The sequence below is a fragment of the Streptomyces sp. R44 genome (assembly GCF_041053105.1).
Classification (GTDB): Bacteria; Actinomycetota; Actinomycetes; order Streptomycetales; family Streptomycetaceae; genus Streptomyces.
In genome coordinates, this window is the sequence record NZ_CP163444.1 from 3,816,476 (window position 1) to 3,840,413 (window position 23,938).

At 71.1% G+C, this 23,938-nt stretch carries 22 protein-coding genes and 1 rRNA gene; 6 read left to right on the forward strand and 17 right to left on the reverse strand.

What is annotated here, in order from left to right:
* The first annotated feature begins 18 nt into the window (after positions 1 to 18).
* Positions 19 to 1,344 carry a DUF2637 domain-containing protein gene (locus AB5J54_RS17580; RefSeq protein WP_369144857.1) on the forward strand — a complete coding sequence of 442 codons (1,326 nt, stop codon included), beginning with the start codon at positions 19 to 21 and terminating at the stop codon, positions 1,342 to 1,344.
* Positions 1,345 to 1,404: 60 nt separating this feature from the next.
* On the opposite strand, the gene lysS is transcribed toward AB5J54_RS17580, so the two are convergent.
* Positions 1,405 to 3,126: a lysine--tRNA ligase gene (gene lysS / locus AB5J54_RS17585; protein WP_369144858.1), complete on the reverse strand. Its 1,722-nt coding sequence runs from the start codon at positions 3,124 to 3,126 to the stop codon at positions 1,405 to 1,407.
* A gap of 173 nt (positions 3,127 to 3,299) precedes the next feature.
* Between lysS and argS the strand changes: the two genes are divergently transcribed.
* Positions 3,300 to 5,060 (forward strand): arginine--tRNA ligase, encoded by a 1,761-nt coding sequence (argS, locus tag AB5J54_RS17590; protein ID WP_369144859.1) that lies wholly within the window; start codon positions 3,300 to 3,302, stop codon positions 5,058 to 5,060.
* Positions 5,061 to 5,126: 66 nt separating this feature from the next.
* On the opposite strand, the gene AB5J54_RS17595 is transcribed toward argS, so the two are convergent.
* Positions 5,127 to 5,396 carry a DUF1876 domain-containing protein gene (locus tag AB5J54_RS17595; protein WP_116165466.1) on the reverse strand — a complete coding sequence of 90 codons (270 nt, stop codon included), beginning with the start codon at positions 5,394 to 5,396 and terminating at the stop codon, positions 5,127 to 5,129.
* Between the two features lie 105 nt (positions 5,397 to 5,501).
* Between AB5J54_RS17595 and AB5J54_RS17600 the strand changes: the two genes are divergently transcribed.
* Positions 5,502 to 6,284: a DUF4253 domain-containing protein gene (locus AB5J54_RS17600; protein ID WP_369144860.1), complete on the forward strand. Its 783-nt coding sequence runs from the start codon at positions 5,502 to 5,504 to the stop codon at positions 6,282 to 6,284.
* A 6-nt stretch (positions 6,285 to 6,290) separates the two neighbouring features.
* Here AB5J54_RS17600 and hemB read toward each other — a convergent pair whose 3' ends face one another.
* The 6 genes from hemB to AB5J54_RS17630 all read right to left on the reverse strand — a co-directional run bounded on the left by hemB (position 6,291) and on the right by AB5J54_RS17630 (position 13,010).
* Entirely contained in the window at positions 6,291 to 7,295 is a 1,005-nt protein-coding gene (hemB, locus tag AB5J54_RS17605) for a porphobilinogen synthase (protein WP_369144861.1), read from the reverse strand.
* Between the two features lie 334 nt (positions 7,296 to 7,629).
* The gene (locus AB5J54_RS17610; RefSeq protein WP_369144862.1) at positions 7,630 to 9,300 is read right to left on the reverse strand and encodes a uroporphyrinogen-III synthase; all 1,671 of its coding nucleotides are present in this window, start codon (positions 9,298 to 9,300) and stop codon (positions 7,630 to 7,632) included.
* On the reverse strand, positions 9,297 to 10,283 hold the full coding sequence (hemC, locus tag AB5J54_RS17615; RefSeq protein ID WP_369144863.1) for a hydroxymethylbilane synthase: 987 nt from the start codon (positions 10,281 to 10,283) through the stop codon (positions 9,297 to 9,299). Before hemC ends, AB5J54_RS17610 begins: the two co-directional genes overlap by 4 nt.
* The gene (locus tag AB5J54_RS17620; protein WP_369144864.1) at positions 10,280 to 11,638 is read right to left on the reverse strand and encodes a glutamyl-tRNA reductase; all 1,359 of its coding nucleotides are present in this window, start codon (positions 11,636 to 11,638) and stop codon (positions 10,280 to 10,282) included. The genes hemC and AB5J54_RS17620 overlap by 4 nt, the downstream gene beginning before the upstream one ends.
* Positions 11,635 to 12,441 (reverse strand): redox-sensing transcriptional repressor Rex, encoded by an 807-nt coding sequence (locus AB5J54_RS17625; protein ID WP_369144865.1) that lies wholly within the window; start codon positions 12,439 to 12,441, stop codon positions 11,635 to 11,637. The genes AB5J54_RS17620 and AB5J54_RS17625 overlap by 4 nt, the downstream gene beginning before the upstream one ends.
* Before the next feature lie 272 nt (positions 12,442 to 12,713).
* Positions 12,714 to 13,010, reverse strand: coding sequence for a glutaredoxin family protein (locus tag AB5J54_RS17630; protein WP_369144866.1), 297 nt, complete (start codon positions 13,008 to 13,010; stop codon positions 12,714 to 12,716).
* 94 nt (positions 13,011 to 13,104) lie between these two features.
* Here AB5J54_RS17630 and AB5J54_RS17635 point away from each other — a divergent pair, with 94 nt between their 5' ends.
* From AB5J54_RS17635 to AB5J54_RS17645, 3 genes are all read left to right on the forward strand, one after another.
* Complete coding sequence (locus AB5J54_RS17635) at positions 13,105 to 14,052, forward strand: HAD family hydrolase (RefSeq protein WP_369144867.1); 948 nt, start codon at positions 13,105 to 13,107, stop codon at positions 14,050 to 14,052.
* Between the two features lie 432 nt (positions 14,053 to 14,484).
* Entirely contained in the window at positions 14,485 to 15,276 is a 792-nt protein-coding gene (locus AB5J54_RS17640; protein WP_351188926.1) for an ECF subfamily RNA polymerase sigma factor, BldN family, read from the forward strand.
* A 298-nt stretch (positions 15,277 to 15,574) separates the two neighbouring features.
* Entirely contained in the window at positions 15,575 to 16,816 is a 1,242-nt protein-coding gene (locus AB5J54_RS17645; RefSeq protein WP_369144868.1) for a DUF5667 domain-containing protein, read from the forward strand.
* Positions 16,817 to 16,871: 55 nt separating this feature from the next.
* Here the strand turns inward: AB5J54_RS17645 and AB5J54_RS17650 are convergent, their stop codons facing one another.
* The 9 genes from AB5J54_RS17650 to rrf form a co-directional block, all read right to left on the reverse strand.
* Positions 16,872 to 17,951, reverse strand: a complete 1,080-nt coding sequence (locus AB5J54_RS17650) for a 1-acyl-sn-glycerol-3-phosphate acyltransferase (protein ID WP_369144869.1) — start codon at positions 17,949 to 17,951, stop codon at positions 16,872 to 16,874.
* 15 nt (positions 17,952 to 17,966) lie between these two features.
* Entirely contained in the window at positions 17,967 to 19,025 is a 1,059-nt protein-coding gene (locus tag AB5J54_RS17655) for an NAD-dependent epimerase/dehydratase family protein (protein WP_369144870.1), read from the reverse strand.
* 138 nt (positions 19,026 to 19,163) lie between these two features.
* Positions 19,164 to 19,262: an AURKAIP1/COX24 domain-containing protein gene (locus AB5J54_RS17660; RefSeq protein ID WP_003948845.1), complete on the reverse strand. Its 99-nt coding sequence runs from the start codon at positions 19,260 to 19,262 to the stop codon at positions 19,164 to 19,166.
* 163 nt (positions 19,263 to 19,425) lie between these two features.
* Entirely contained in the window at positions 19,426 to 19,635 is a 210-nt protein-coding gene (locus AB5J54_RS17665) for a helix-turn-helix domain-containing protein (protein WP_015034391.1), read from the reverse strand.
* A gap of 127 nt (positions 19,636 to 19,762) precedes the next feature.
* Positions 19,763 to 20,578 (reverse strand): phosphatase, encoded by an 816-nt coding sequence (locus AB5J54_RS17670; RefSeq protein ID WP_369144871.1) that lies wholly within the window; start codon positions 20,576 to 20,578, stop codon positions 19,763 to 19,765.
* 94 nt (positions 20,579 to 20,672) lie between these two features.
* Entirely contained in the window at positions 20,673 to 21,848 is a 1,176-nt protein-coding gene (locus AB5J54_RS17675) for an acetoin utilization protein AcuC (RefSeq protein ID WP_369144872.1), read from the reverse strand.
* The gene (locus AB5J54_RS17680; protein WP_369144873.1) at positions 21,817 to 23,016 is read right to left on the reverse strand and encodes an MFS transporter; all 1,200 of its coding nucleotides are present in this window, start codon (positions 23,014 to 23,016) and stop codon (positions 21,817 to 21,819) included. The genes AB5J54_RS17675 and AB5J54_RS17680 overlap by 32 nt, the downstream gene beginning before the upstream one ends.
* A gap of 43 nt (positions 23,017 to 23,059) precedes the next feature.
* Positions 23,060 to 23,707: an HAD family hydrolase gene (locus AB5J54_RS17685; protein ID WP_369144874.1), complete on the reverse strand. Its 648-nt coding sequence runs from the start codon at positions 23,705 to 23,707 to the stop codon at positions 23,060 to 23,062.
* Positions 23,708 to 23,774: 67 nt separating this feature from the next.
* Positions 23,775 to 23,891, reverse strand: a 5S ribosomal RNA gene (rrf, locus tag AB5J54_RS17690).
* Positions 23,892 to 23,938 lie beyond the last annotated feature (47 nt).

Consider the following 23,938-nt stretch of genomic DNA (forward strand, 5'->3'; position numbering starts at 1 on the left):
GACGGGAGGGGATCGCGGGTGGCCGCGATGCAGCTGACACGCACACACCGAATACTCATCGGCCTCGTCATCGGCGGTGCGCTGATCATCGCGGGGATCGGTTTCGCGGGTTCGTACGCCGCCGTGCGCGAGCTCGCTCTGCAGAAGGGCTTCGGTACCTTCTCGTACTTCTTCCCGATCGGCATCGACGCGGGCATCTGTGTGCTGCTCGCTCTGGATCTGCTGCTGACCTGGCTGCGGATCCCGTTTCCGCTGCTGCGTCAGACGGCCTGGGTGCTGACCGCGGCGACGATCGCGTTCAACGGCGCGGCGGCGTGGCCGGACCCGCTGGGTGTGGGTATGCACGCGGTGATCCCGGTGCTGTTCGTGGTGGCGGTGGAGGCCGCGCGGCACGCGGTGGGGCGGATCGCCGACATCACGGCGGACAAGCACATGGAGGGTGTGCGGATCACCCGCTGGCTGCTGTCGCCGGTGCCGACGTTCCGGTTGTGGCGGCGGATGAAGCTGTGGGAGCTGCGTTCGTACGAGCAGGTCATCAAGCTGGAGCAGGAGCGGTTGATCTACCAGGCGCGGCTGCAGGCCCGTTACGGGCGGGGCTGGCGGCGCAAGGCTCCGGTGGAGGCGCTGATGCCGCTGCGTCTCGCCCGGTACGGGGTGCCGCTGGCGGAGACGTCTCCGGCGGGTCTGGCGGCGGCGGGGATCGAGCCGGCGGTTCTGCCGGCGGATCCGCAGTCGGCGTCGCAGCCGCAGCCTGTGGCGCTGGCGCAGCCCCAGCAGGCGGCGCTGCCGGCGCAGGTACAGGTTCCGGTTCCGGGCCAGGTACAGATGCCGGGCCAGGTACAGATGCCGGGTCAGGTACAGGTTCCGGCGCAGGTGCAGGCGCCGGGCCAGGTGCAGGCCCCGGTCCCGGCGGGGCCGGTGGGGGCGGCGGGGCCGGTGAATCACGAGAGCCACTGGTTCGACGCCTCGCAGGTCTCCCCGGAGTCGTACGAGGGCAGCTACAACCCGCAGATCGTGGAGGGCCTGGAGCCCATGCCGGTCCCGGTGCCGCAGGGGCCGGAGGACGTCCCCCCGGCGGGTCCGGAGGAGTTCGTGGAGTACCCGGAGTACGTGGAGGAGCCGGAGCCGCGGAACGACGAGTTCGAGGACGTCGTCTACAAGGTGATGGGTTCGTACGTGCTCGAGCACGAGCGGTTCCCGGCCGAGGCCGAGCTGGCGCGGCTGGTGGCCGAGCAGTACGGCCTGCCGGAGTTCCCGGCGTCCGACATCGATCTGCTGCGGCAGGCGGTGCCGGCCGCGCAGCAGCGGGTCCAGCAGGCGAGGGCCGACGTGGACACCCCGTAGGACGTACGCGAAAGGGGCCGCCACCCGGATGGATCCGGGTGGCGGCCCCTTTTCACTGCGTCAGGCGCCGAGCAGCTTCCTGACTCGCTCCGCGCCCACCGCGAGCAGCAGCGTCGGCAGACGCGGGCCGGTCTCGCGGCTGACGAGGAGCTTGTAGAGCAGGGCGAAGAACGCGCGCTGGGCGAGCTTGAGCTCGGGCGTGGGCTTCGCCTCGGGGTCGAGGCCGGCCATGACCTTCGGGACGCCGTAGACGAGGGTGGTGAGCCCGTCGAGCGACCAGTGGGTGTCGAGGCCCTCCAGGAGGAGGCGGAGCGATTCGCGGCCTTCGTCGTCGAGGGAGCCGAGGAGTTCGGTGTCGGGCTCGTCGCGGACGATGGTGCGCTGGTCGGCCGGGACCTGGTTGGTGATCCAGTTCTCGGCGCGGTCGAGGCGGGGCCGGACCTCGTCGAGGGTGGTGACGGGGTTCTCGGGGTCGAGTTCGGTCAGGATCCGCAGGGTCTGCTCGTCGTGGCCGGCGGTGATGTCCATGACCGAGGCGAGCGTGCGGTACGGGAGGGGGCGCGGGGTGCGGGGCAGCTCTCCGGCGGCGGTGCGGGCGGCACGCGAGTGCGCCGCCGCGTCCGCGGGCAGGACGGAGCCGTCGGCGACCTTGGCCTCCAGCTTGTCCCACTCGTCGTAGAGCCGCTGGATCTCCTGGTCGAAGGCGATCTTGAAGGACTGGTTGGGCCTGCGGCGGGCGTAGAGCCAGCGCAGGAGCTGGGGCTCCATGATCTTCAGTGCGTCGGCCGCGGTGGGCACGCCGCCCTTCGAGGAGGACATCTTGGCCATGCCGCTGATGCCCACGAAGGCGTACATGGGGCCGATGGGCTGGACGCCGTCGAAGATGCGGACGATCTGGCCGCCGACCTGGAACGACGAGCCGGGCGAGGAGTGGTCGACGCCGGAGGGCTCGAAGATGACGCCCTCGTAGGCCCAGCGCATGGGCCAGTCGACCTTCCAGACCAGCTTGCCGCGGTTGAACTCGCTGAGCTTGACGGTCTCGGCGAAGCCGCAGTTGGTGCAGGTGTAGGCGAGCTCGGTGGTCTCGTCGTCGTACGAGGTGACCGTCGTCAGGTCCTTCTCGCACTGCCCGCAGTACGGCTTGTACGGGAAGTAGCCGGAGGCGCCGCCGGAGCCGTCGTCCTCGGCGGCGGCGCCGGAGCCCTCCTCGGCCTCCAGCTCGGCCTCGTCGACGGGCTTCTGGGACTGCTTCTTGGGGGCCTTCTTCGTCCGGTACTGGTCGAGGATGGCGTCGATGTCGCCGCGGTGCTTCATCGCGTGCAGGATCTGCTCGCGGTAGGTGCCGGCCGTGTACTGCTCGGTCTGGCTGATCGGGTCGTACTCGACGCCCAGCTCGGCGAGCGACTCGACCATGGCGGCCTTGAAGTGCTCGGCCCAGTTGGGGTGGGGCGAGCCGGCGGGGGCCGGGACGGAGGTCAGCGGCTTGCCGATGTGCTCGGCCCAGGACGCGTCGATGCCCTCGATGCCGTTGGGCACCTTGCGGTAGCGGTCGTAGTCGTCCCAGGAGATGAGGTGCCGGACCTCGTACCCGCGGCGGCGGATCTCGTCGGCGACCAGGTGCGGGGTCATGACCTCGCGGAGGTTGCCGAGGTGGATGGGGCCGGACGGGGAGAGGCCGGAGGCGACGACGACCGGTTTGCCAGGCGCACGTCGCTCCGACTCGGCGATGACCTCGTCCGCGAAACGGGAGACCCAGTCGGTCTCGGTGCTGCTCTGAGCCACGGTCGGTACGTCCTTCTTCCTGAGGGGTTCTGCCTGACAGCCCTACGTGAGCCATTCTCCCAGACGGAACGAGACTCTCCGAGGTTGTCCACAGGCGGGGAAATCACGTTGCGCCGCCATGGGACACTTGACAAGCGAATTAGACCTGACGGACTCAACAGGAACGGAAGCTCATGGCCTCGGTCCCTTCCCTCGCTTCGACCGTGCAGCAGCGCCTCGCGGACGGCCTCTCGGCGGCTCTGCCGGACGCCGCGTCCGCCGACCCGCTGCTGCGACGAAGCGACCGGGCCGACTTCCAGGCCAACGGCATCCTGGCGCTGGCCAAGCAGCTCAAGGGCAATCCGCGTGAGCTGGCGACGAAGGTCGTCGAGGCGATTCCGGCGAACGACGTGCTGAAGGAGATCGAGGTCTCGGGCCCCGGCTTCCTGAACATCACGGTGACGGACGCGGCGATCATCGACACCCTCGCGGCCCGTGCGGCGGACGCGCGTCTGGGCGTTCCGTTCAACGAGTCGGCGGGCACGACGGTCATCGACTACGCCCAGCCGAACGTGGCGAAGGAGATGCACGTCGGCCACCTGCGGTCGGCCGTGATCGGCGCGGCGATGGTCGAGATCCTGGAGTTCACGGGCGAGACGGTGGTCCGGCGCCACCACATCGGCGACTGGGGCACCCAGTTCGGCATGCTCATCCAGTACCTGATCGAGCACCCGCACGAGCTGGACCACTCCTCGGAGGCGGAGGTCTCCGGCGAGGAGGCCATGTCGAACCTGAACCGGCTGTACAAGGCCTCGCGGGCCCTGTTCGACTCCGACGAGGAGTTCAAGACGCGGGCGCGTGCCCGGGTCGTGGACCTCCAGGCGGGCGACGAGGAGACGCTGGCGCTGTGGCAGCGGTTCGTCGACGAGTCGAAGATCTACTTCTACTCGGTCTTCGACAAGCTGGACATGGACATCCGGGACGGCGACGTCGTCGGCGAGTCCGGCTACAACGACATGCTGCAGGAGACCTGCCGCATCCTGGAGGAGTCGGGCGTCGCGGTCCGCTCCGAGGGTGCGCTGTGCGTGTTCTTCGACGATGTGAAGGGCCCGGACGGCAACCCGGTGCCGCTGATCGTCCAGAAGTCCGACGGCGGTTTCGGTTACGCGGCGACGGACCTGTCGGCGATCCGGGACCGGGTGCAGAACCTGAAGGCGACGTCCCTGCTGTACGTGGTGGACGCCCGCCAGTCGCTGCACTTCAAGATGGTCTTCGAGACGGCCCGCCGGGCGGGCTGGCTGAACGACGAGGTGAAGGCCGTGCAGCTGGCCTTCGGCACGGTCCTGGGCAAGGACGGCAAGCCGTTCAAGACCCGTGAGGGCGAGACGGTCCGGCTGGTGGATCTGTTGGACGAGGCGATCGACCGGGCCTCGGCCGTGGTCCGCGAGAAGGCCCAGGACCTCACGGAGGCGGAGATCGCCGAGCGTGGTGCGCAGGTGGGCATCGGCGCGGTGAAGTACGCGGACCTGTCGACGTCGGCGGCGCGTGACTACAAGTTCGATCTGGACCAGATGGTCTCGCTGAACGGCGACACCTCGGTGTACCTGCAGTACGCGTACGCCCGTATCCAGTCGATCCTGCGGAAGGCGGGCGACGCGAAGCCGGCCGCGCACCGGGAGCTGGACCTGGCGGCGTCGGAGCGGGCGCTGGGTCTGCACCTGGACGGTTTCGGCGAGCTGATCGCCGAGACGGCCGCGGAGTACGCGCCGCACAAGCTGGCGGCGTACCTGTACCAGCTGGCCTCGCACTACACGACGTTCTACTCGGAGTGCCCGGTCCTGAAGGCGGACACCCCGGAGCAGGTCGAGAACCGTCTCTTCCTGTGCGAGCTCACGGCCCGCACGCTGCACCAGGGCATGGCGCTGCTGGGCATCAGGACGCCCGAGCGCCTCTGACGGACTGCAGACGACGAAGCCCCCGGTACGGAGCCCCGTGCCGGGGGCTTCGTCGTCACCGGGTCGTCAACGAATGGCGTGCGAGGTCCGGCCGGACACCTCGTCGATCTCCTTGTGGGCCTTCTGGAGCAGCTGCGAGGCGAGATCCATCAGGGCCCGGGCGCCGGCGATCTCCTCGCCCACGCGCAGCTGGTCCGGATCGGACGGGTGCCGGTTCGCGGTGCCGTGGGCCCGGAACTCGGTGCCGTCGGTGAGCCGGACCATGGCCGCGGCCCGCGTCCGGTCACCCTCTTCCTTGAACTCCATCTCCACATGCCATCCGACAAGCGTGTGCATCATGAGGACCACCTCCACCGAGGTACCTGTCGGCTACTTCTCCAGGGTGCGCCGCGGAGTGCCGCCCCACCACTCGTTGTCAGTGGTGCCCCGTACGTTCTGATCATGGCGATGATCCCGAACCAGCTGCCCAGGCTCGCGTCCGATCCGACCGGCCGTTCCCTGGGCCTCGACCTGCCGCCGGGCACCCTCACGGGCCCGGCGGACGCTCCGTACTTCTGGTCGGGGCACGACCCGGCGGGGCCCGCGGCGTGGGCGGCGCTGCGTCCGGCGGCGCGGACGGCGGGGCTGCTGCCGGTGCTGTTGGGCGGGGGCGGCCTGGACGAGGGGCAGCTGACGCCCGGGGCGATGAGCGACCCGGCGGACCACGACGCCGAGGAGGTGCTCGCCGAGTTCTGGGAGGGCTGCGCGGCCTCGGAGGAGGTCATCGCGCCGTTCACGGCGGGCTGGCCGGGCCTGGCTGCGGCGCAGCCCTCGGGCAGCGACCCGGACCGGGCGGCGGCCGAGGTCGCCGAGGCGCTGACGGAGCCGGGCACCTGGTTGGCGGAGGCCCGCCCGGCCCTGGTCCCGGCGCGGCGCAGTGCCGACATACCGGCGGTCATCGGCTGGACGGGGCCGTTGAACCACGAGAACGACGTGGCCCGGTTGTGCGCGGTGCTGCGCTCCTGGGAGGACCGTTTCGGTGCCCGGGTCGTGGCGCTCACCCCCGGCCAACTGCTGGTCTCGGTGGCGGCTCCGCCCCTGACGGTCGAGGACGCCGAGGCGTTGGCGGCGGAGCACTTCGCGTTCTGCCCGGACAACATCACGCAGGGAAGGCACAGCATCCTGCGCGACTATGCGCGCGGGATGCTGCTGGACGTCCCGGTCTGGAGCTTCTGGTGGGACTAGCCGCGGCTAGCGGCGACCGGCGGACAGCTTCTGGGCGACCTCGGTGGCCCAGTAGGTGAGGATCATCTGGGCGCCGGCGCGGCGGATGCCGGTGAGGGTCTCCAGGATGGCCTTGTCGCGGTCGATCCAGCCCTTCTCGGCGGCGGCCTCGACCATGGAGTACTCGCCGCTGATCTGGTAGGCGGCGACGGGCACGTCCACGGCGTCGGCGACCTTGGCGAGCACGTCGAGGTAGGGCCCGGCGGGCTTGACCATGACCATGTCGGCGCCTTCCTCCAGGTCGAGCGCGAGCTCGCGCATCGACTCGCGGAGGTTGGCGGGGTCCTGCTGGTAGGTCTTGCGGTCGCCCTTGAGGGAGGAGCCGACGGCCTCGCGGAAGGGGCCGTAGAAGGCGGAGGAGTACTTCGCGGTGTACGCGAGGATCGCCACGTCCTCCTTGCCGATGGTGTCCAGGGCGTCACGGACGACCCCGACCTGGCCGTCCATCATCCCGGAGGGGCCGACGACGTGGACGCCGGCGTCGGCCTGGACCTGGGCCATCTCGGCGTAACGTTCCAGCGTGGCGTCGTTGTCGACGCGGCCGTCGGCGTCGAGGACGCCGCAGTGGCCGTGGTCGGTGAACTCGTCGAGACACAGGTCCGACATGATCACGAGCTCGTCGCCGACCTCGGCACGGACGTCGCGGATGGCGACCTGCAGAATCCCGTCGGGGTCGGTCCCGGCCGTCCCGGCGGCGTCCTTCTTGGCGTCCTCGGGCACGCCGAAGAGCATGATCCCGGAGACCCCGGCCTCCAGCGCCTCCACGGCGGCCTTCCGCAGGGTGTCCCGCGTGTGCTGTACGACGCCGGGCATGGCCTGGATCGGGACGGGCTCGGTGATCCCCTCGCGCACGAACGCGGGCAGGATCAGGTCGGCGGGATGCAGCCGCGTCTCGGCGACCATCCGGCGCATGACGGGCGTCGTCCGCAGCCGCCGCGGCCGCGCCCCGGGAAAGGATCCGTACGAGTTCATGAACCGAGGCTACGCCCGAGAACCGAGTGCCCTTACCAACACGTTGTGGGCATACACCCCCGCTGGGCGGTGCCTCGCACCCGTGTGGGCAATCGTCCCGCTGGGGCGGGACGGGTGGGCACACGGGACGGCGCGCTCAGCGGCGCCTCCGCGTTCCGAGCCTGGACCCGCACCGACCGCGCGGCGCACGACGTGGTGTCGGTTCAGGCGCGGAAGCCTCTGGCGCCGGTAGGGGCGCCGTTCCGTTGTGCCCACCCGTTCCGCCCTGCGGAACGATTGCCCACAACGAGCGGGGTGCGGGCCCGGAGAACCGGACCCGCACCCCAAGCAACCGCTACGTCGTCCGACGTCTCCGCGCCCCCGGCCGCCGCTCAGACGGCCGCGTCACCGGATCCCCCGCCTCCAGCGCCGACTCCCGCCGCCGCAGACCGAAGTCCGCGAGGGCCTCGGCGAGCTTGTGGACGGACGGCTCGGGCGAGAGCACGTCGACCCGGAGCCCGTGCTCCTCGGCCGTCTTGGCCGTGGCGGGCCCGATACAGGCGATCACGGTCACGTTGTGCGGCTTGCCGGCGATACCGACCAGGTTCCGCACCGTGGAAGAGGACGTGAAGAGCACCGCGTCGAACCCGCCGCCCTTGATCGCCTCGCGCGTGTCCGCCGGCGGCGGCGACGCCCGTACGGTCCGGTAGGCGGTGACGTCGTCGACCTCCCACCCGAGCTCGATGAGCCCGGCGACCAGCGTCTCGGTCGCGATGTCGGCGCGCGGCAGGAAGACGCGGTCGATCGGGTCGAAGACCGGGTCGTACGGCGGCCAGTCCTCGAGGAGGCCCGCCGCGGACTGCTCACCGGAGGGCACGAGGTCCGGCTTCACACCGAAGTCGACGAGCGCCGCCGCGGTCTGCTCGCCCACCGCCGCGACCTTGATCCCGGCGAAGGCGCGGGCGTCGAGCCCGTACTCCTCGAACTTCTCCCGTACGGCCTTGACCGCGTTCACCGAGGTGAAGGCGATCCACTCGTACCGTCCGGTGACGAGCCCCTTGACCGCCCGCTCCATCTGCTGCGGGGTGCGCGGCGGCTCGACGGCGATGGTCGGCACCTCGTGCGGCACCGCGCCGTACGAGCGCAGCTGGTCGGAGAGCGACGCGGCCTGCTCCTTGGTGCGCGGCACGAGGACCCGCCACCCGAAGAGCGGCTTCGACTCGAACCACGACAGCTGGTCCCGCTGCGCCGGGGCGCTGCGCTCGCCGACCACGGCTATGACCGGGCGGTGGCCCTCGGGCGAGGGGAGGACCTTGCCCTGCTTGAAGACCTGGGCGATGGTCCCGAGCGTCGCGTTCCAGGTGCGCTGGCGGGTCGTCGTACCGGCGATGGTGACGGTGAGCGGGGTGTCCGGCTTACGGCCAGCCGCCACCAGCTCACCGGCCGCCGCGGCGACCGAGTCCAGGGACGTGGAGACGACGACGGTCCCGTCCGAGGCACCGACCTCGGTCCAGCACCGCTCGTCGGCGGTGCGGGCGTCGACGAAGCGCACGTCGGTGCCCTGGGCGTCGCGCAGCGGCACACCGGCGTACGCGGGCACGCCGACGGCGGTGGCGACGCCGGGGACGACCTCGAAGGGGATGCCCTCGGCGGCGCAGGCGAGCATCTCGGCTCCGGCGTTGCCGTCGAGGCCGGGGTCGCCGGTCACCGCACGGACGACCCGCCTGCCGCCCCGCGCGGCCTCCATGACAAGATTGGCGGCATCCCTCAACACGGGGACTCCGACGGTTGTTGACGCCTCGTCAACGACCGTCAGCTCAGGCGTGCTCACCCCCGCGCGCGCATGGCCGCGAACGACCTCGAGCACCTCCGGCTCGGCGATCAGGACGTCCGCGCCCGCGAGGGCCTCGACGGCCCTGAGGGTCAGGAGTCCGGGGTCGCCCGGGCCTGCGCCGAGGAACGTGACGTGCCCATGGCCCGCGAAGGCCGGGGACAGGGGGCTGGTGGTCGGGCTGGTGGGGCTCAAAGTGCTCGCTCCCCCATAAGACCGGCCGCACCCTTGGCGAGCATCTCGTCCGCGAGTTCGCGTCCGAGCGCCAGGGCCTCGTCGTGCGAGGTGGGTACGGGTCCGGTGGTGGACAGCTGCACCAGCGTCGTGCCGTCGGTGGTGCCGACGACGCCGCGCAGGCGCATCTCGGTGACAACCTGCCCGTGACCGGGGTCGTCGGCCAGCAGGTCGGCCAGCGCACCCACGGGTGCGGAGCAGCCGGCCTCCAGGGCGGCGAGCAGGGATCGCTCGGCGGTCACGGCGGCCCGCGTGTGCGGGTCGTCGAGCGGCGCGAGCGCGGCGACGAGTTCGGTGTTCGACGCCAGGCATTCGACGGCCAGGGCGCCCTGGCCGGGGGCGGGCAGGACGGTGTCGACGGACAGCGGCTCGGCGGTCAGGCCGCCGAGGAGCTCGTCGGTGCCGCCGATGCGGTTGAGTCCGGCCGCGGCCAGGACGACCGCGTCCAGCTCGCCCTTGCGGACGTAGCCGACGCGGGTGTCGACGTTGCCGCGGATGGGGACGCAGGTGAGGTCCAGACCGTGGTTGCGTGCGTACGCGTGGAGCTGGGCCATCCGCCGCGGGGAGCCGGTGCCGACGCGCGCGCCCGCGGGCAGCGTGTCGAGCGTGACGCCCGCTCCTGCGATCAGCACGTCGCGCGGGTCCTCGCGCGGCGGGATCGCGGCCAGCACCAGGTCGGGGTGCTGTGCGGTCGGCAGGTCCTTCAGGGAGTGCACGGCGAAGTCCACCTCGCCGGCGAGCAGCGCGTCGCGGAGCGCGGCGACGAAGACGCCGGTGCCGCCGATCTGCGCCAGGTGCTCCCGGGAGGTGTCCCCGTACGTCGTGATCTCCACGAGCTCGACGGGCCGGCCGGTCAGCTGCCGGACGGCGTCGGCCACGTGCCCGGACTGGGCCATGGCGAGCTTGCTGCGCCTGGTCCCGAGCCTCAGTGCCCTCTCGGTCATACTCGCCCTCGGTTCTTGACGTCGGCGTCATTCAGGTCGGCCCGGCTGACAGAAGCCACCGTCTCCGGGTCGAGGTCGAAGAGTGTCCGCAGCGCGTCCGCGTACCCGGCGCCGCCGGGCTCGCTGGCCAGCTGCTTGACCCGCACGGTCGGCGCGTGCAGGAGCTTGTCGACGACGCGGCGCACGGTCTGGGTGATCTCGGCGCGCTGCTTGTCGTCGAGGCCGGGGAGGCGGCCTTCGAGGCGGGCGACCTCGCCCGCGACCACCTCGGCGGCCATCGTGCGCAGGGCGACGACGGTCGGGGTGATGTGGGCGGCGCGCTGGGCGGCGCCGAAGGCGGCGACCTCGTCGGAGACGATGCCCCGGACCTGGTCGACGTCGGCGGCCATGGGCGCGTCGGCGGATGCCTCGGCGAGCGACTCGATGTCGACGAGCCGGACACCGGGGATGCGGTGGGCGGCGGCGTCGATGTCGCGGGGCATCGCGAGGTCGAGGAGGAAGAGCGGGGCCTCGCGGCGTCCGCGTACGGCGTCCTCGACGGCCTCGCCGGTGAGGACGAGTCCGGTGGCGCCGGTGCAGGAGACGACGACGTCGGCACGTGTCAGTTCGTCGCCGACGGCAACCATCTCGGCCGCGCGTGCGGCGACCCCGGTACCACCGGGCTCGTTGAGGATCTGCGCGAGCCGCTCGGCGCGGGCCAGGGTGCGGTTGGCGATGACGATCTCGGTGACGCCGGAGCGCGCGAGGGTGGCGGCGGCGAGCGAGGACATCGAGCCGGCGCCGATGACGAGGGCCTTCTTGCCCTTGGCCCAGGTCTCGATGTCGGTGTCCTGGGCGAGCTGTTCCAGGCCGAAGGTGACGAGCGACTGCCCGGCCCGGTCGATCCCGGTCTCGCTGTGGGCGCGCTTGCCGACCCTCAGGGCCTGCTGGAACAGGTCGTTGAGGAGCCGTCCCGCGGTGTGGAGGTCCTGGCCGAGGGCGAGGGTGTCCTTGATCTGGCCGAGGATCTGGCCCTCGCCGACGACCATGGAGTCCAGGCCGCAGGCCACCGAGAAGAGGTGGTGGACGGCCCGGTCCTCGTAGTGCACATAGAGATAAGGAGTGAGCTCGTCCAGGCCGACGCCGCTGTGCTGCGCGAGCAGCGTGGACAGCTCGGCGACCCCGGCGTGGAACTTGTCCACGTCGGCGTAGAGCTCGATGCGGTTGCAGGTGGCCAGGACGGTGGCCTCGGCGGCCGGTTCGGCGGCGAGGGTGTCCTGGAGGAGCTTGGCCTGGGTGTCCGCCGACAGCGAGGCCCGCTCCAGGATGGAGACCGGGGCGCTGCGGTGGCTCAGTCCGACGACGAGAAGGCTCATGCCGGCATCACCGCGGGGACGTCCCCGTCGGGTCCCTTACGGCCCGTGCCGCCCGTGGCGCCGCGGGGGGCCGGCGGCGCGACGGCCGCGGCGGCCTCGGGCTCGGCGCCCGCGTCGGGGCCCTCCTCGGCGCCCGGCTCCTCGCCGGCCTTGCGCTGCTCGTGGAAGGCGAGGATCTGCAGCTCGATGGAGAGGTCGACCTTGCGCACGTCCACGCCGTCGGGCACGGAGAGCACGGTCGGGGCGAAGTTCAGGATGGAGGTGACTCCGGCGGCGACGAGCCGGTCGCAGACCTGCTGGGCGACGCCGGCCGGGGTCGCGATGACGCCGATGGAGACGCCGTCCTCGCTGATGATCTTCTCGAGGTCGTCGCTGTGCTGGACCGGGATCCCGGCGACCGGCTTGCCGGTCATGGCGGGGTCGGCGTCGATGAGCGCGGCGACGCGGAAGCCTCGGGAGGCGAAGCCGCCGTAGCCGGCGAGCGCGGCGCCGAGGTTACCGATGCCGACGATGACGACGGGCCAGTCCTGGGTGAGCCCGAGCTCACGGGAGATCTGGTAGACGAGGTACTCGACGTCGTAGCCGACACCGCGGGTGCCGTACGAGCCGAGGTAGCTGAAGTCCTTGCGCAGCTTCGCGGAGTTGACCCCCGCCGCGGCTGCGAGCTCCTCGGAGGAGACCGTGGGTACGGAACGCTCCGAGAGCGCGGTGAGTGCGCGCAGATACAGCGGAAGCCGGGCGACGGTGGCCTCGGGAATTCCTCGGCTACGGGTCGCCGGTCGGTGAGTTCGGCCAGTTGCCACGGTGCTCCTGCGGGATGAGCGGGGCTGCAGGCGGCCATATGTCCCAAGACCGCCCCGTCGAATGCAGGCTATGTCTTTGTGAACGCGTGCACAAAGATGGTGTCCGTTTTGTCTGCCCAAAGTGACCGGGGTCACGCGGCCGGTTCGTATCGTCCCGGAACCGCGGAGCGTGTCAGTGCGTTGAGATCCCGAAGGGGGCAAAGCCGCACACTCTCCTCACGATGCCGCCCCCGAAACCCAACAAAACGTCCATGATGGTAACCGCCTTTCGGTCACGCACCCAGTTCGCGCCGGAGCCGTCCGGCGTCCACGCGCCAGAAGGTGTGCTGCTCGCCGTCGACGAGGACCACGGGAATCTGCTCCCAGTACGCCCGGTGGAGCTCCTCGTCCCGGGTGATGTCCTTCTCCTCCCAGGATGCTCCGGTCTCCGCGCAGACGGCCTCGATCACCGCGCGTGCGTCGTCGCAGAGATGGCATCCCGGCTTGCCGATCAACGTCACGGTGCGCGACGCGGGATCGCCCTTGGCGCCGGCGTCCTTCTTCTTCGTACGTCCGAACATGGCGTCCATTCTGGCCTCAGGTAACAGGGGAGCCCCCCACTGTTCACACCACGGCATCCTCACAAGTCGGGAAGTACCGAACAGACTGGCTATGCTCAACGACATGGCCGCTCTGGGATGGCTCACCCCCCGTAGGCGCTCCGCCACCGCGCGCAGCGTCCTGGCAGGCGAGGCCGCCGCCGAGGCGGCGCGCAAGTCCTCGCTCCAGCTGGAGCTGGAGCGCGAGGAGTCCGCCGCCGCCGAATCCGAGGCCGCCGAGCCCGAGTTCCCGGTCGTCGGGGACGTGCGGGCCGCCGCCTTCTTCGACCTCGACAACACCGTGATGCAGGGCGCCGCGATCTTCCACTTCGGCCGCGGCCTGTACAAGCGGAAGTTCTTCCAGCGCCGTGAACTCGCGCGCTTCGCCTGGCAGCAGGCCTGGTTCCGGCTCGCCGGCGTCGAGGACCCCGAGCACATGCAGGACGCCCGCGACAGCGCCCTGTCCATCGTCAAGGGCCACCGCGTCTCCGAACTGATGTCGATCGGCGAGGAGATCTACGACGAGTACATGGCCGACCGCATCTGGCCCGGGACCCGCGGCCTCGCCCAGGCGCACCTGGACGCGGGCCAGAAGGTCTGGCTGGTCACGGCCGCCCCGGTGGAGACGGCCACGATCATCGCCCGCCGGCTCGGCCTGACCGGCGCGCTCGGCACGGTCGCCGAGTCGGTCGACGGCGTCTACACGGGCAAGCTGGTCGGCGAGCCCCTGCACGGACCGGCGAAGGCCGAGGCGGTACGGGCTCTCGCCGCCGCCGAGGGCCTCGACCTGGGCCGCTGCGCCGCGTACAGCGACTCGCACAACGACATCCCGATGCTGTCGCTGGTGGGACACCCGTACGCGATCAACCCGGACACCAAGCTCCGCAAGCACGCCAAGGCCCGGGACTGGCGGCTGCGCGACTACCGGACCGGCCGGAAGGCCGCGAAGGTCGGCATCCCCGCGGCCGCGGGCCTGGGCGCGCTGGCCGGCGGCACGGCCGCCGCGGTCGCCCTGCACCGCCGCCGCCACTGACGCCGGTACGGAAGCCGCCCCTCCCAGGAGGGCCCTGCCGATACGTTTCGGCTGCGATCATCTGCGACAACCCCGGACCAGGCGCGCTCACCCGTCCGTGGTCGAACAGCACCGCACAGGTCGACTCGCGGGCATTCCGCCCTCCTTACCCCGCAGCGGCCCGGTTCACTCACCCGCCCCGCACTTGAGCACAACGCAACGTGCACGTAGTCACAGTCGGAAGCAAACCGATCAACAACTAGTCATGAACTGCGACTTGATGCGACTACAACCAGTAACAGAAACAACGTAACCGGTGATTTGAGCAACTGGGTGTAGCGCTGCCTGTACGAAGCGTTATTCTCCTCAGACGCACAAAGGACCCCTCACGTCGCCACGACGGGTGAACGGTCCCGCACTGCACGTGATGGAAGCTCTGCCTCTGGGAGTCCCGTGTACCCACACGTCGGGGTTGACACCTCGGGCCTGGCTACGCTGCGCGCAACGGTCCTCGACCACTTGCGCGGCTTCGTCCCCACCGCGTACGCCGGCCCTGTCCCCGCCTTCGCCTTCGCCGCACCGGCACCCGCCGGCCCTTGCTACGCCCTGGCCGACGGCGGCGCCGCCGTGAGCAGACGGGGCGCACGCTCCGGCTCCGGAACCTCGACCACCGCACGCCGCCCCACCGCCGACAGCGACAGCGCCCGCATGATGGACCTGGTCGAGCGCGCCCAGGCGGGCGAGGCCGAGGCCTTCGGCCGCCTGTACGACCAGTACAGCGACACGGTGTACCGCTACATCTACTACCGCGTCGGCGGGAAGGCGACGGCCGAGGACCTCACCAGCGAGACCTTCCTGCGCGCCCTGCGCCGGATCTCCACCTTCACCTGGCAGGGCCGCGACTTCGGCGCCTGGCTGGTCACCATTGCGCGGAACCTGGTCGCGGACCACTTCAAGTCCAGCCGCTTCCGCCTGGAAGTCACCACCGGCGAGATGCTCGACGCCAACGAGGTCGAGCGCAGCCCCGAGGACTCCGTCCTGGAGTCCCTCTCCAACGCCGCGCTCCTCGACGCCGTCCGCCGCCTCAACCCCCAGCAGCAGGAGTGCGTGACCCTGCGCTTCCTGCAGGGCCTCTCGGTCGCCGAGACCGCCCGGGTCATGGGCAAGAACGAGGGTGCGATCAAGACCCTCCAGTACCGGGCCGTCCGCACCCTGGCCCGCCTCCTTCCGGACGACGCCCGCTGACCGCTCCGCGCCCCCCACACGCGCCCCCTTGCCCCGGTCCGCGCCCCCATGCCCACCCCTCCCCCCACGTCCCCACTACCCCCGCCCAACTCACAGTCGGTGACGACTCGATGACGCACTGGTCCGATCATCTTTCGCGCGTAACCCAAGTGCCGCGCCGCTCGTTGTGCGGGATGCAGGCTCCCTGTGGTCACGCCATGTCCACAGCCACTCACTCTTTCGTGTGGATGTGCTCAAGGTGTGCAACCTTCCGGACACCCCGGGGAGTCGACCGTCATGACGAGAGGAGGTGCCGCCAGTGATCGCGAACGTGCACCGGCGGGCGAACGCCTTCGCCCAGGCCCTGGAGGACCGGGCGTCCGAGGACGCGGCGGCCGAGCAGCCCGAGGCCCCGGCGGAACCGGCCGAACCCGCGGAACAGGGGCGGCTGTTGGCCTTGGCGAACGGCCTGGGCGAACTGCCGAAGCCACAGTTCGACCCCGAGGTCAAGGTGGTGCAGCGAGCCCAGCTCGTCGCCGCCATGGAAGCGATGCTCATGGAGGGGAGCGCCTCCGCGGGCCCTACGGTGCCGGAGCAGCGGACATCCACCGGCAAGGGAGCCCACCGGGCATCCCCACTCCGCAGACTGCGGCCCCGGTCCCGCTGGACCAAGGGCCTCGCCGCCGGCGGCCTCACGGTCGGTGTGGCGGCGGGCGCCTTCGGCGGAGTGGCCGCTGCCAGTTCCGACGCCCTCCCCGGTGACTCGCTCTACGGACTCAAGCGGGGCATGGAGGACATCAAGCTGGGCATGGCGGACGACGACGCGGACCGCGGCGGCATCTACCTCGACCAGGCCTCCACCCGCCTCAGCGAGGCCCGACGGCTCATGGAGCGCGGCCGCGCCGGCGAGCTCGACCACGAGTCCCTCGCCGAGATCCGCCGGGTCCTGGGCGGCATGAAGCACGACGCCTCCGAGGGCCACCGGCTGTTGCGCGAGGCGTACGAGCGGGACGGCGAGATCGGCCCGATGGCCCGGCTCAACTCCTTCGCCCAGGCCCACCGGGCCACCTGGAACGGCCTCCGCGACCGGCTCCCCGTACAACTGGCGGACGTCGGCAGCGAGGTGACGGACGTCTTCGACGCCATAGACGAAGAGGTCGAGCCGCTCCAGTCGGTGCTCCCCCGCACCCCCCAGAAGGGCGCGGTCGGCTCCGAGGGACCGCGCAACAGGCCCGGCACCCCGCAGGACACCCAGGGCACGGACACCCAGAGTCCGCCGTCCGGCCAGGAGACGTCCCCCTCGGGCAGCCACTCCGCCCCCGCCCACTCCTCCGGGCCCAGCACGGGAACCAGCCCGAGCACGTCCAGCGGCTCCGGCTCGACGGAGGACGACGGACTGCTCGGCGGCAGCGCCGGCGGACTGCTCAAGCCCTCCCCGACCGGCACACCGACGGCCCCCACGGAAGGCCAGTCGACCCCGGACATGCCGGACGTGACCCTTCCGCCACTCCTGCCGGGCCTCCTTCCGGGCCTCGGCATCGACAGCGAGGACGCTCGCTAGCAAGAAGAAGGGGCGCCCCCACGGACGGGGGGCGCCCCTTCTTCCGTACCACCGCTCAGAAGAACACCGAGCGCCGCTGCACCAGCAACTTGTAGAGCGTGTGCTGGATCTGCTCCCGCACCTGATCCGTCAGGTTGAACATCAGCATCGGGTCCTCCGCCGCCTCCGGCGCGAACGAGTCCGTCGGAATCGGCTCGCCGAACTGGATCGTCCACTTCGTCGGCAGCGGCAGCGCCCCCAGCGGCCCCAGCCACGGGAAGGTCGGGGTGAGCGGGAAGTACGGGAACCCCAGCACCCGCGCCAGGGTCTTCGCGTTCCCGAGCATCGGGTATATCTCCTCCGCGCCCACGATCGAGCACGGCACGATCGGCACCCCGGCCCGCAGCGCCGTCGAGACGAACCCGCCCCGCCCGAACCGCTGCAGCTTGTACCGCTCCCCGAACGGCTTCCCGATCCCCTTGAAGCCCTCCGGCATCACCCCGACGATCTCGCCGGCCCGCAGCAGCCGCTCCGCGTCCTCCGCACAGGCCAGCGTGTGCCCCGCCTTGCGGGCCAGCTCGTTGACGACGGGCAGCACGAAGACCAGATCCGCCGCGAGCAGCCGCAGGTGCCGCCCGGCCGGATGGTGGTCATGGACGGCGACCTGCATCATCAGCCCGTCCAGCGGCAGGGTCCCGGAGTGGTTGGCGACGATCAGCGCCCCGCCCTCGGCCGGGATGTTCTCGACGCCCTTCACCTCCACCCGGAAGTACTTCTCGTACAGCGGGCGGAGCAGCGACATCAGGACCTGGTCGGTGAGCTCCTCGTCGTAGCCGAACTCGTCGACCTCGTACGCGCCGGTGACCCGCCGCCGGAGGAACGCGAGCCCACCTGCGAGCCGCCGCTCCCAGCCGCTCCTCCCACTCCCCGCGGGCTCCGGCTCCCCGGCCGGGGACTCGGCCGGGGACGGGGCCCGGGACGGGGCCGGAGAAGCCACGGCGGAGGCCTCAGGCCCCCCTGGCGCTTCCGGCTCCCCCGGGGCCTCCTTGGCCCCCGGCAGGGCCCGTACGGCCGCCGCCTCGCCCTCGGCCCTGGCGGGCCGCCGGCGGGCCCGTGAGCGGTCGTCGTCGAACGGAATGACCTTGGCGTCCGCCATCGCAGTCGGGTCTCCTCAGGCGCCGTGGTGAAGGGTGGAAGCGTCAGTGGTGCCGAGCCGCCCGGCGAGCCGGTCCACCGCCCCGGCGAGCAGCTCGGGCGGCAGCAGCCCCGGTCCCCGCCCCCGCGCGAAGTCCGCGAGCGCCTCCGCGGTCGAGTAGCGCGGCGAGAAGCCGAAGACCTCCCGCGTCTGGACGGTCGAGACGACCCGGCCGTGGGTGAGCAGCCGGATCTGCTCGGGCGCGAAGTCGGTGATCCCGACCGTACGGAGGGCGGTGCCCACCCAGGTGACCGCGGGCAGCAGCACCGGCACCGTCGGCCGCCCGAGGCGCCGCGCGCACTGGGAGAGCAGCAGCACCCCGTCCCCGGCCACGTTGAACGTGCCGCTGTTCTGGGTCGCCCTGCGGGGTTCGTGCGCCGCCAGGCGCAGGACGTCGATCACGTCGTCCTCGTGGACGAACTGCAGCCGCGGGTCGTAACCGAGGACGGTCGGCAGCACCGGCAGCGCCAGGTACTCGGCGAGCGGGGAGTCGATCCGGGGCCCGAGGATGTTCGCGAACCGCAGCACGCACACCGCCACGTCCGGCCGGCGCCGGGCGAAGCCCCGGACGTACCCCTCGACCTCGACGGCGTCCTTCGCGAAACCGCCGCTCGGCAGGGACTTCGCGGGCGTCGTCTCGGTGAAGACGGCCGGGTCCCGGGGCGCGGAGCCGTAGACGCTCGTACTGGACTTGATCACCAGGCGCCGGATCCGCGGCGACTTCTGGCAGGCGCCGAGCAGCTGCATGGTGCCGATGACGTTGGTCTCCTTGACCGACGTCCGGCCGCCGCCGCCGAGCGCCGTACCGGTGACGTCCAGATGGACCACCGTGTCGACGTCGTGCTCGGCGAGGACCTTGGCGATCTCCGGCCGGCGGATGTCCGCCCGTACGAACTCGGCGGCGCCGAGCTGGTGCGCGGGGTCGACCGCGTCCACGGCGATCACCCGCTCCACCTCCGGGTCCCGCTGGATCCGCCGCACGAAGCGGCCGCCCAGATGCCGGGCGGCACCGGTGACGAGCACGACCTTGCCCAAAGCAGCGCCTTCCGTCCGTCACTCCCGTTGGTCGACACCGTAGCGCCTCGACATTTCCACGGGATAAAAGCGTGGCCCTCCACCGCGAACGGTGAAGGGCCACGCCTGACGCACGAACGCTGCGAAGCAGCTGTCGCCTTACTTCTTGTTGCGACGCTGAACGCGCGTGCGCTTGAGCAGCTTGCGGTGCTTCTTCTTCGCCATCCGCTTGCGCCGCTTCTTGATAACAGAGCCCACGACTACCCTCGCTCACTTCTCGGAACATCCCCGCCTCCCGGCGGGGATCGGTGCGGGGCGTCTGGGCCCACACGACCTACGTCGGCCTAGCCTACCGTCCCGAGCACCGCGCAAGTAATCCGAGGGCCGGACTCCGCTCACCAGCTGTTCGGCCGCGCGCTCGCTACGCGGTCCCCACCCCCACGAAGGACTCCCGCAGGTACTCGTGAACGGCCTGTTCCGGCACCCGGAAGGACCTGCCCACCCGGATCGCCGGCAGATGACCGCTGTGCACCAAGCGGTACACGGTCATCTTCGAGACGCGCATCACCGAGGCGACTTCCGCCACGGTCAGAAACTTGACCTCGTTGAGAGGTCGTTCGCCAGCAGCCATGACCCACCTGTACCTTCCGCCGCGACGCCCACCGGCTTCCCCTCCGGTGACTCTTCGTCGCCGAGCGCTCACGCTCCAGACTAGGGGCGGGTGGTACGAGTGGGGAAGAGGAGCTGCCATCGGCCGTTTACCGTGACAGACACGCTCGATTGAGTACATAGCGCGTCAGCGGGAGGTACGAGTCGGAGCGCACGCCGTCATCAAGCGGAACGGCCACCGACACCTGCCCCTCCGCCTCACCGACGAACAGCGCCGGATCATCCGTATCGGCGAGACCGATGGCCTCGATACCCAGCTGACCTGCCCCGCAGACCCATCCGTGGTCCCCCACCACGAGCTCCGGCAACGGCCCGCCACACTCCGCGGCGCTCTCCAGCGCGGCCCTAACCGGCAGCGGCGAATGGGAGTGCGCCCCCGGCGCGCGCCCGTCCCCGGTCGGTCCGGGTTCCCGTACCAGGGCGACCCCCCGTACGTAGTCGAGGAGGTACGTGCGTACGCCGAACCGGGTCGTTATGTCGACACATCGCCCCTGCGCCGGTGTGAGGACAAGACATCCCGCCGCCGACAAGGCGTCTGCGAGAGCGACGTAGAAACCGAGCAGACGGTGCGGATGCCCCGTCCCCAGAAGCACCGGAACCCGCCGCGCCGCCGCCGCGCCCAGCCGCGCCGCGAAGGCGTCGAGCCCGCGCACCGTACGCTCCGGATCGATGACGTCCGGCCCCGACCGGTGCGCCGGATCCCCCGACACCCCGCACTTGTCGGCCATCAGCCGCAGCAGCCCGGCCTCGTCCCACCCCCAGGCCGGGTCGAGCCCCAGCAGCACCCGCGGATCACGCGCGGCGAAGAGCCGATAGCTCCGCAGGTTCTCCTCCCGCGAGGTCGCCACCCTGCCCGCCAACCCCGCGTCCAACAGATGCGCCCGCAGCGCCCCGGTACTCAGCACCCGTCCGATGCTGCCCGAACACCGCCGGCCGGGGATCCAAACCTCCCCGACACCCCACCGTCGGCGTAACGCCCAGGAGAACGTTCTAGACCGCCTAGGCCAGCAGCCCCCGCAGCGGAAAAGCCGCCTTCCGCGTCGCGAGCACGGCCTGGTCGAGCCGGTCCGCCGGGTCGTACCCCTCGGCCCAGTCCCGGAAGCCCACCGGCCACCGCCCGTCCGTCATCCGCGCCGGCCCCAGCTGCCGGGTCCGCGCGTACACCTCGTCCCGCCACGAGGCCGGGATCACCGACTCCGGATCCACCGGAGCGTGCGCCGCGATCCCCACCAGATGCGTCCACGACCGCGGTACGACGTCCACCACCGCGTACCCCCCACCCCCGAGCGCCAGCCACCGCCCCTCCGCGTACGCGTGCGCGAGCTCGTGACAGGCCTCCTGCACCGCCCGCTGCGCGTCCAGCGACACCGCCAGGTGCGCCAGCGGATCCTCGAAGTGCGTGTCCGCCCCGTGCTGCGTCACGAGCACCTGCGGCCGGAAGTCCGCGAGCAGCTCCGGTACGACCGCGTGGAAGGCCCGCAGCCACCCCGCGTCCCCCGTCCCCGCCGGCAGCGCCACGTTCACGGCCCCGCCCTCACCGGCCCCCGCCGCACCCGTCTCCTCGGGCCACCCCGTCTGCGGGAACAGCGTCCGCGGATGCTCGTGCAGCGAGACCGTCAGAACCCGCGGGTCCTCCCAGAACGCCGCCTGCACCCCGTCCCCGTGGTGCACGTCCACATCCACGTACGCGACCCGCTCCGCGCCCAGCTCCAGCAGCCGCGCGATCGCCAGCGAGGCGTCGTTGTAGATACAGAACCCGGAAGCCGACCCCGGCATCGCGTGGTGCAGCCCGCCCGCGAAGTTCACCGCGTGCGAGGCCTCCCCCCGCCAGATCGCCTCCGCCGCCCCCACCGACTGCCCGGCGATCAGCGCCGACACCTCGTGCATCCCGGCGAACGCCGGATCGTCGACCGTGCCGAGCCCGTACGCCTGGTCGGCACGGCGCGGATCCGCCGACGCCGCCCGCACCGCCGCCACATAGTCCTCGCGGTGCACGAGCCGCAGCGTCGAGTCCCCGGCCGGCTTCGCCGCCACCACGTCCACCGCCCGGTCGAGCCCATAGGCCCGCACCAGCGACATCGTCAGCGCGAGCCGTACCGGATCCATCGGATGCTCGGACCCGAAGTCGTACTGCGTGACAGCTTCATCCCACATCAACAGTGCGCGGCCGCTCATGCCCGCCACCGTATCGGGCCTCCCGCGAACCGAACGACGTGGCATACACCACCGTCACCAGGACCAGCGCCATCGGCACCACCATGGCCCCCCGATAACTCCACGCGTCCCCCAACGCCCCCACCAGCGGCGACCCGACGAGAAACCCGACGTAGTTGAAGACATTGAGCCGCGCCACGGCCGCGTCACTGTCTCCCGGGAACAACCGCCCCGCCGCGGCGAACGTCTGCGGCACGATCACGCTCAGCCCGAACCCGAGCACCGTGAACCCGGCGATCCCCGCCCACGCCCCCGGAGCCACCGCGACCACCGCGAACCCGAGACCCGCGAGCACCGCCCCCGCCCGGACGACCACGACGGCCCCGAACCGCCGCACCCCGAAGTCCCCGACGGCCCGCCCGAGCAGCGTCGTCACCATGTACGCGTTGTACGGCACGGTCGCCAGCTCCTCCGAGCTGTGCAGCACGTCCTGGAGGTACTTGGCACTCCAGTTGGAGACGGTCGAGTCCCCGATGTACGCGAAGGTCATCACCAGACAGAGCGGCAGCAGCAGCTTGAAGACGACACCGCTCCCCTTGGCGCCCTCGGCCTCCGCCACCGGCTCGCCCCCGCCGGCCACGTACCAGCGGCTGCCGACGAACGCGACGGGCAGCAGCACGGCCACCACCGGCAGGTACGACACGAACAGCGACAGATGCCAGTGCGCCCCCACCCAGGCCAGCGAGGCCCCCGCGATCCCGCCCAGGCTGTACGAGGCGTGGAAACCGAGCATGATGCTCCGCCCGTACGCCCGCTGGAGGCTCACCCCGAGCATGTTCATCGAGGCGTCCAGGGCACCCACGGCAAGACCGAAGAGCCCGAGGGCGATCGCGGCGTGCCAGAGCTCGGACCCCAGCCCCACGGCGAGAAGGGCAAGCAGAACGAAGGGCTGCGCCCACCGCAGGACCACCGCGGGACCGACCCGGGCGACGACCTTCTCGGTCACCACACTCGCGACACCCGCCAGGATCGGCACAGCAGCCAGGAAGGCCGGCAGCAGCCCGTCCGAGATCCCGTACTGGTCCTGGATCGCCGGTATTCGCGTCACGAGCAGGGCGAAGGTGACCCCCTGCACGAAGAAACTGACCGCCAGGGATCCCCGCCCACGCCTCAACCGCGCATCCGTCATGGCGGCACAGCGTACGGCCGGAACCTACCGCTGGGTAGATGGATCACGACCCCAAAATCGCGAGAAGCTCGTCCATCTCCCTGAAGAACCCCTTGGCCCCCCTGAGCTTGGGCTCCGGCGTCATCGCCGTGAACCCGTACACGTCCATCCCGGCCGCCAGGGCGGCCTGGACCCCGGGCCCGCTGTCCTCGACGACCACGCACCGCTCCGGGGCGACCCCCATCCGCTCGGCGGCGTGCAGAAACAGGTCGGGCCACGGCTTCCCCCGGCCGACGTCCTCGGCGCTGAAGACGACCCCGTCCCTGAAATGCACATCGAGCCCGGTCTTCCGGTGCCCGACCCGGATCCGCTCATGGCTCCCCGAGGAGGCCACACAGTACGGAACGCCGGCCGCGGCCAGCCCCTTGAGCACGTCCCCGGCCCCGGCCACGGGCTCCAACTCCGCCTGGAACGCGGCGAACACGCGCGCGTGGAAGACGTCATCGAAGTCCTCGGGCAGCCTCCGCCCACTCCGCTCCTCGACCAGCTCATGGATGCGGTGCATGGCGGACCCCATGTAGTCCCGCACCGACTCCTCGTACGTGGTGGGATGCCCGAGCTCCGTCAGATAGCCGGCCAACAGGGTGTTGGAGATCGGCTCGCTGTCCACGAGCACACCGTCGTTGTCGAAGATGACCAGGTCGTATCGCATGGACACAGCGTAGAACGCAAAAAAGCCTCAACCCCCGGACGATGTCCAGGGGTTGAGGCTAATAATTGTTCGGCGGCGTCCTACTCTCCCACAGGGTCCCCCCTGCAGTACCATCGGCGCTGAAAGGCTTAGCTTCCGGGTTCGGAATGTAACCGGGCGTTTCCCTAACGCTATGACCACCGAAACTCTATGAAGTTGAACTCAACCGGCAAGGGAGTTCATTGCTTCAGA

What these genes read in the sequence shown, in the direction of transcription:
- argS (WP_369144859.1), top strand. Translation starts at nt 3,300, where the DNA reads ATGGCCTCGGTCCCTTCCCTCGCTTCGACCGTGCAGCAGCGCCTCGCG.
- AB5J54_RS17595 (WP_116165466.1), bottom strand. Translation starts at nt 5,396, where the DNA reads ATGCACACGCTTGTCGGATGGCATGTGGAGATGGAGTTCAAGGAAGAG.
- AB5J54_RS17600 (WP_369144860.1), top strand. Translation starts at nt 5,502, where the DNA reads ATGGCGATGATCCCGAACCAGCTGCCCAGGCTCGCGTCCGATCCGACC.
- hemB (WP_369144861.1), bottom strand. Translation starts at nt 7,295, where the DNA reads ATGAACTCGTACGGATCCTTTCCCGGGGCGCGGCCGCGGCGGCTGCGG.
- hemC (WP_369144863.1), bottom strand. Translation starts at nt 10,283, where the DNA reads ATGACCGAGAGGGCACTGAGGCTCGGGACCAGGCGCAGCAAGCTCGCC.
- AB5J54_RS17620 (WP_369144864.1), bottom strand. Translation starts at nt 11,638, where the DNA reads ATGAGCCTTCTCGTCGTCGGACTGAGCCACCGCAGCGCCCCGGTCTCC.
- AB5J54_RS17630 (WP_369144866.1), bottom strand. Translation starts at nt 13,010, where the DNA reads ATGGACGCCATGTTCGGACGTACGAAGAAGAAGGACGCCGGCGCCAAG.
- AB5J54_RS17635 (WP_369144867.1), top strand. Translation starts at nt 13,105, where the DNA reads ATGGCCGCTCTGGGATGGCTCACCCCCCGTAGGCGCTCCGCCACCGCG.
- AB5J54_RS17650 (WP_369144869.1), bottom strand. Translation starts at nt 17,951, where the DNA reads ATGGCGGACGCCAAGGTCATTCCGTTCGACGACGACCGCTCACGGGCC.
- AB5J54_RS17665 (WP_015034391.1), bottom strand. Translation starts at nt 19,635, where the DNA reads ATGGCTGCTGGCGAACGACCTCTCAACGAGGTCAAGTTTCTGACCGTG.
- AB5J54_RS17675 (WP_369144872.1), bottom strand. Translation starts at nt 21,848, where the DNA reads ATGAGCGGCCGCGCACTGTTGATGTGGGATGAAGCTGTCACGCAGTAC.
- AB5J54_RS17680 (WP_369144873.1), bottom strand. Translation starts at nt 23,016, where the DNA reads ATGACGGATGCGCGGTTGAGGCGTGGGCGGGGATCCCTGGCGGTCAGT.
- AB5J54_RS17685 (WP_369144874.1), bottom strand. Translation starts at nt 23,707, where the DNA reads ATGCGATACGACCTGGTCATCTTCGACAACGACGGTGTGCTCGTGGAC.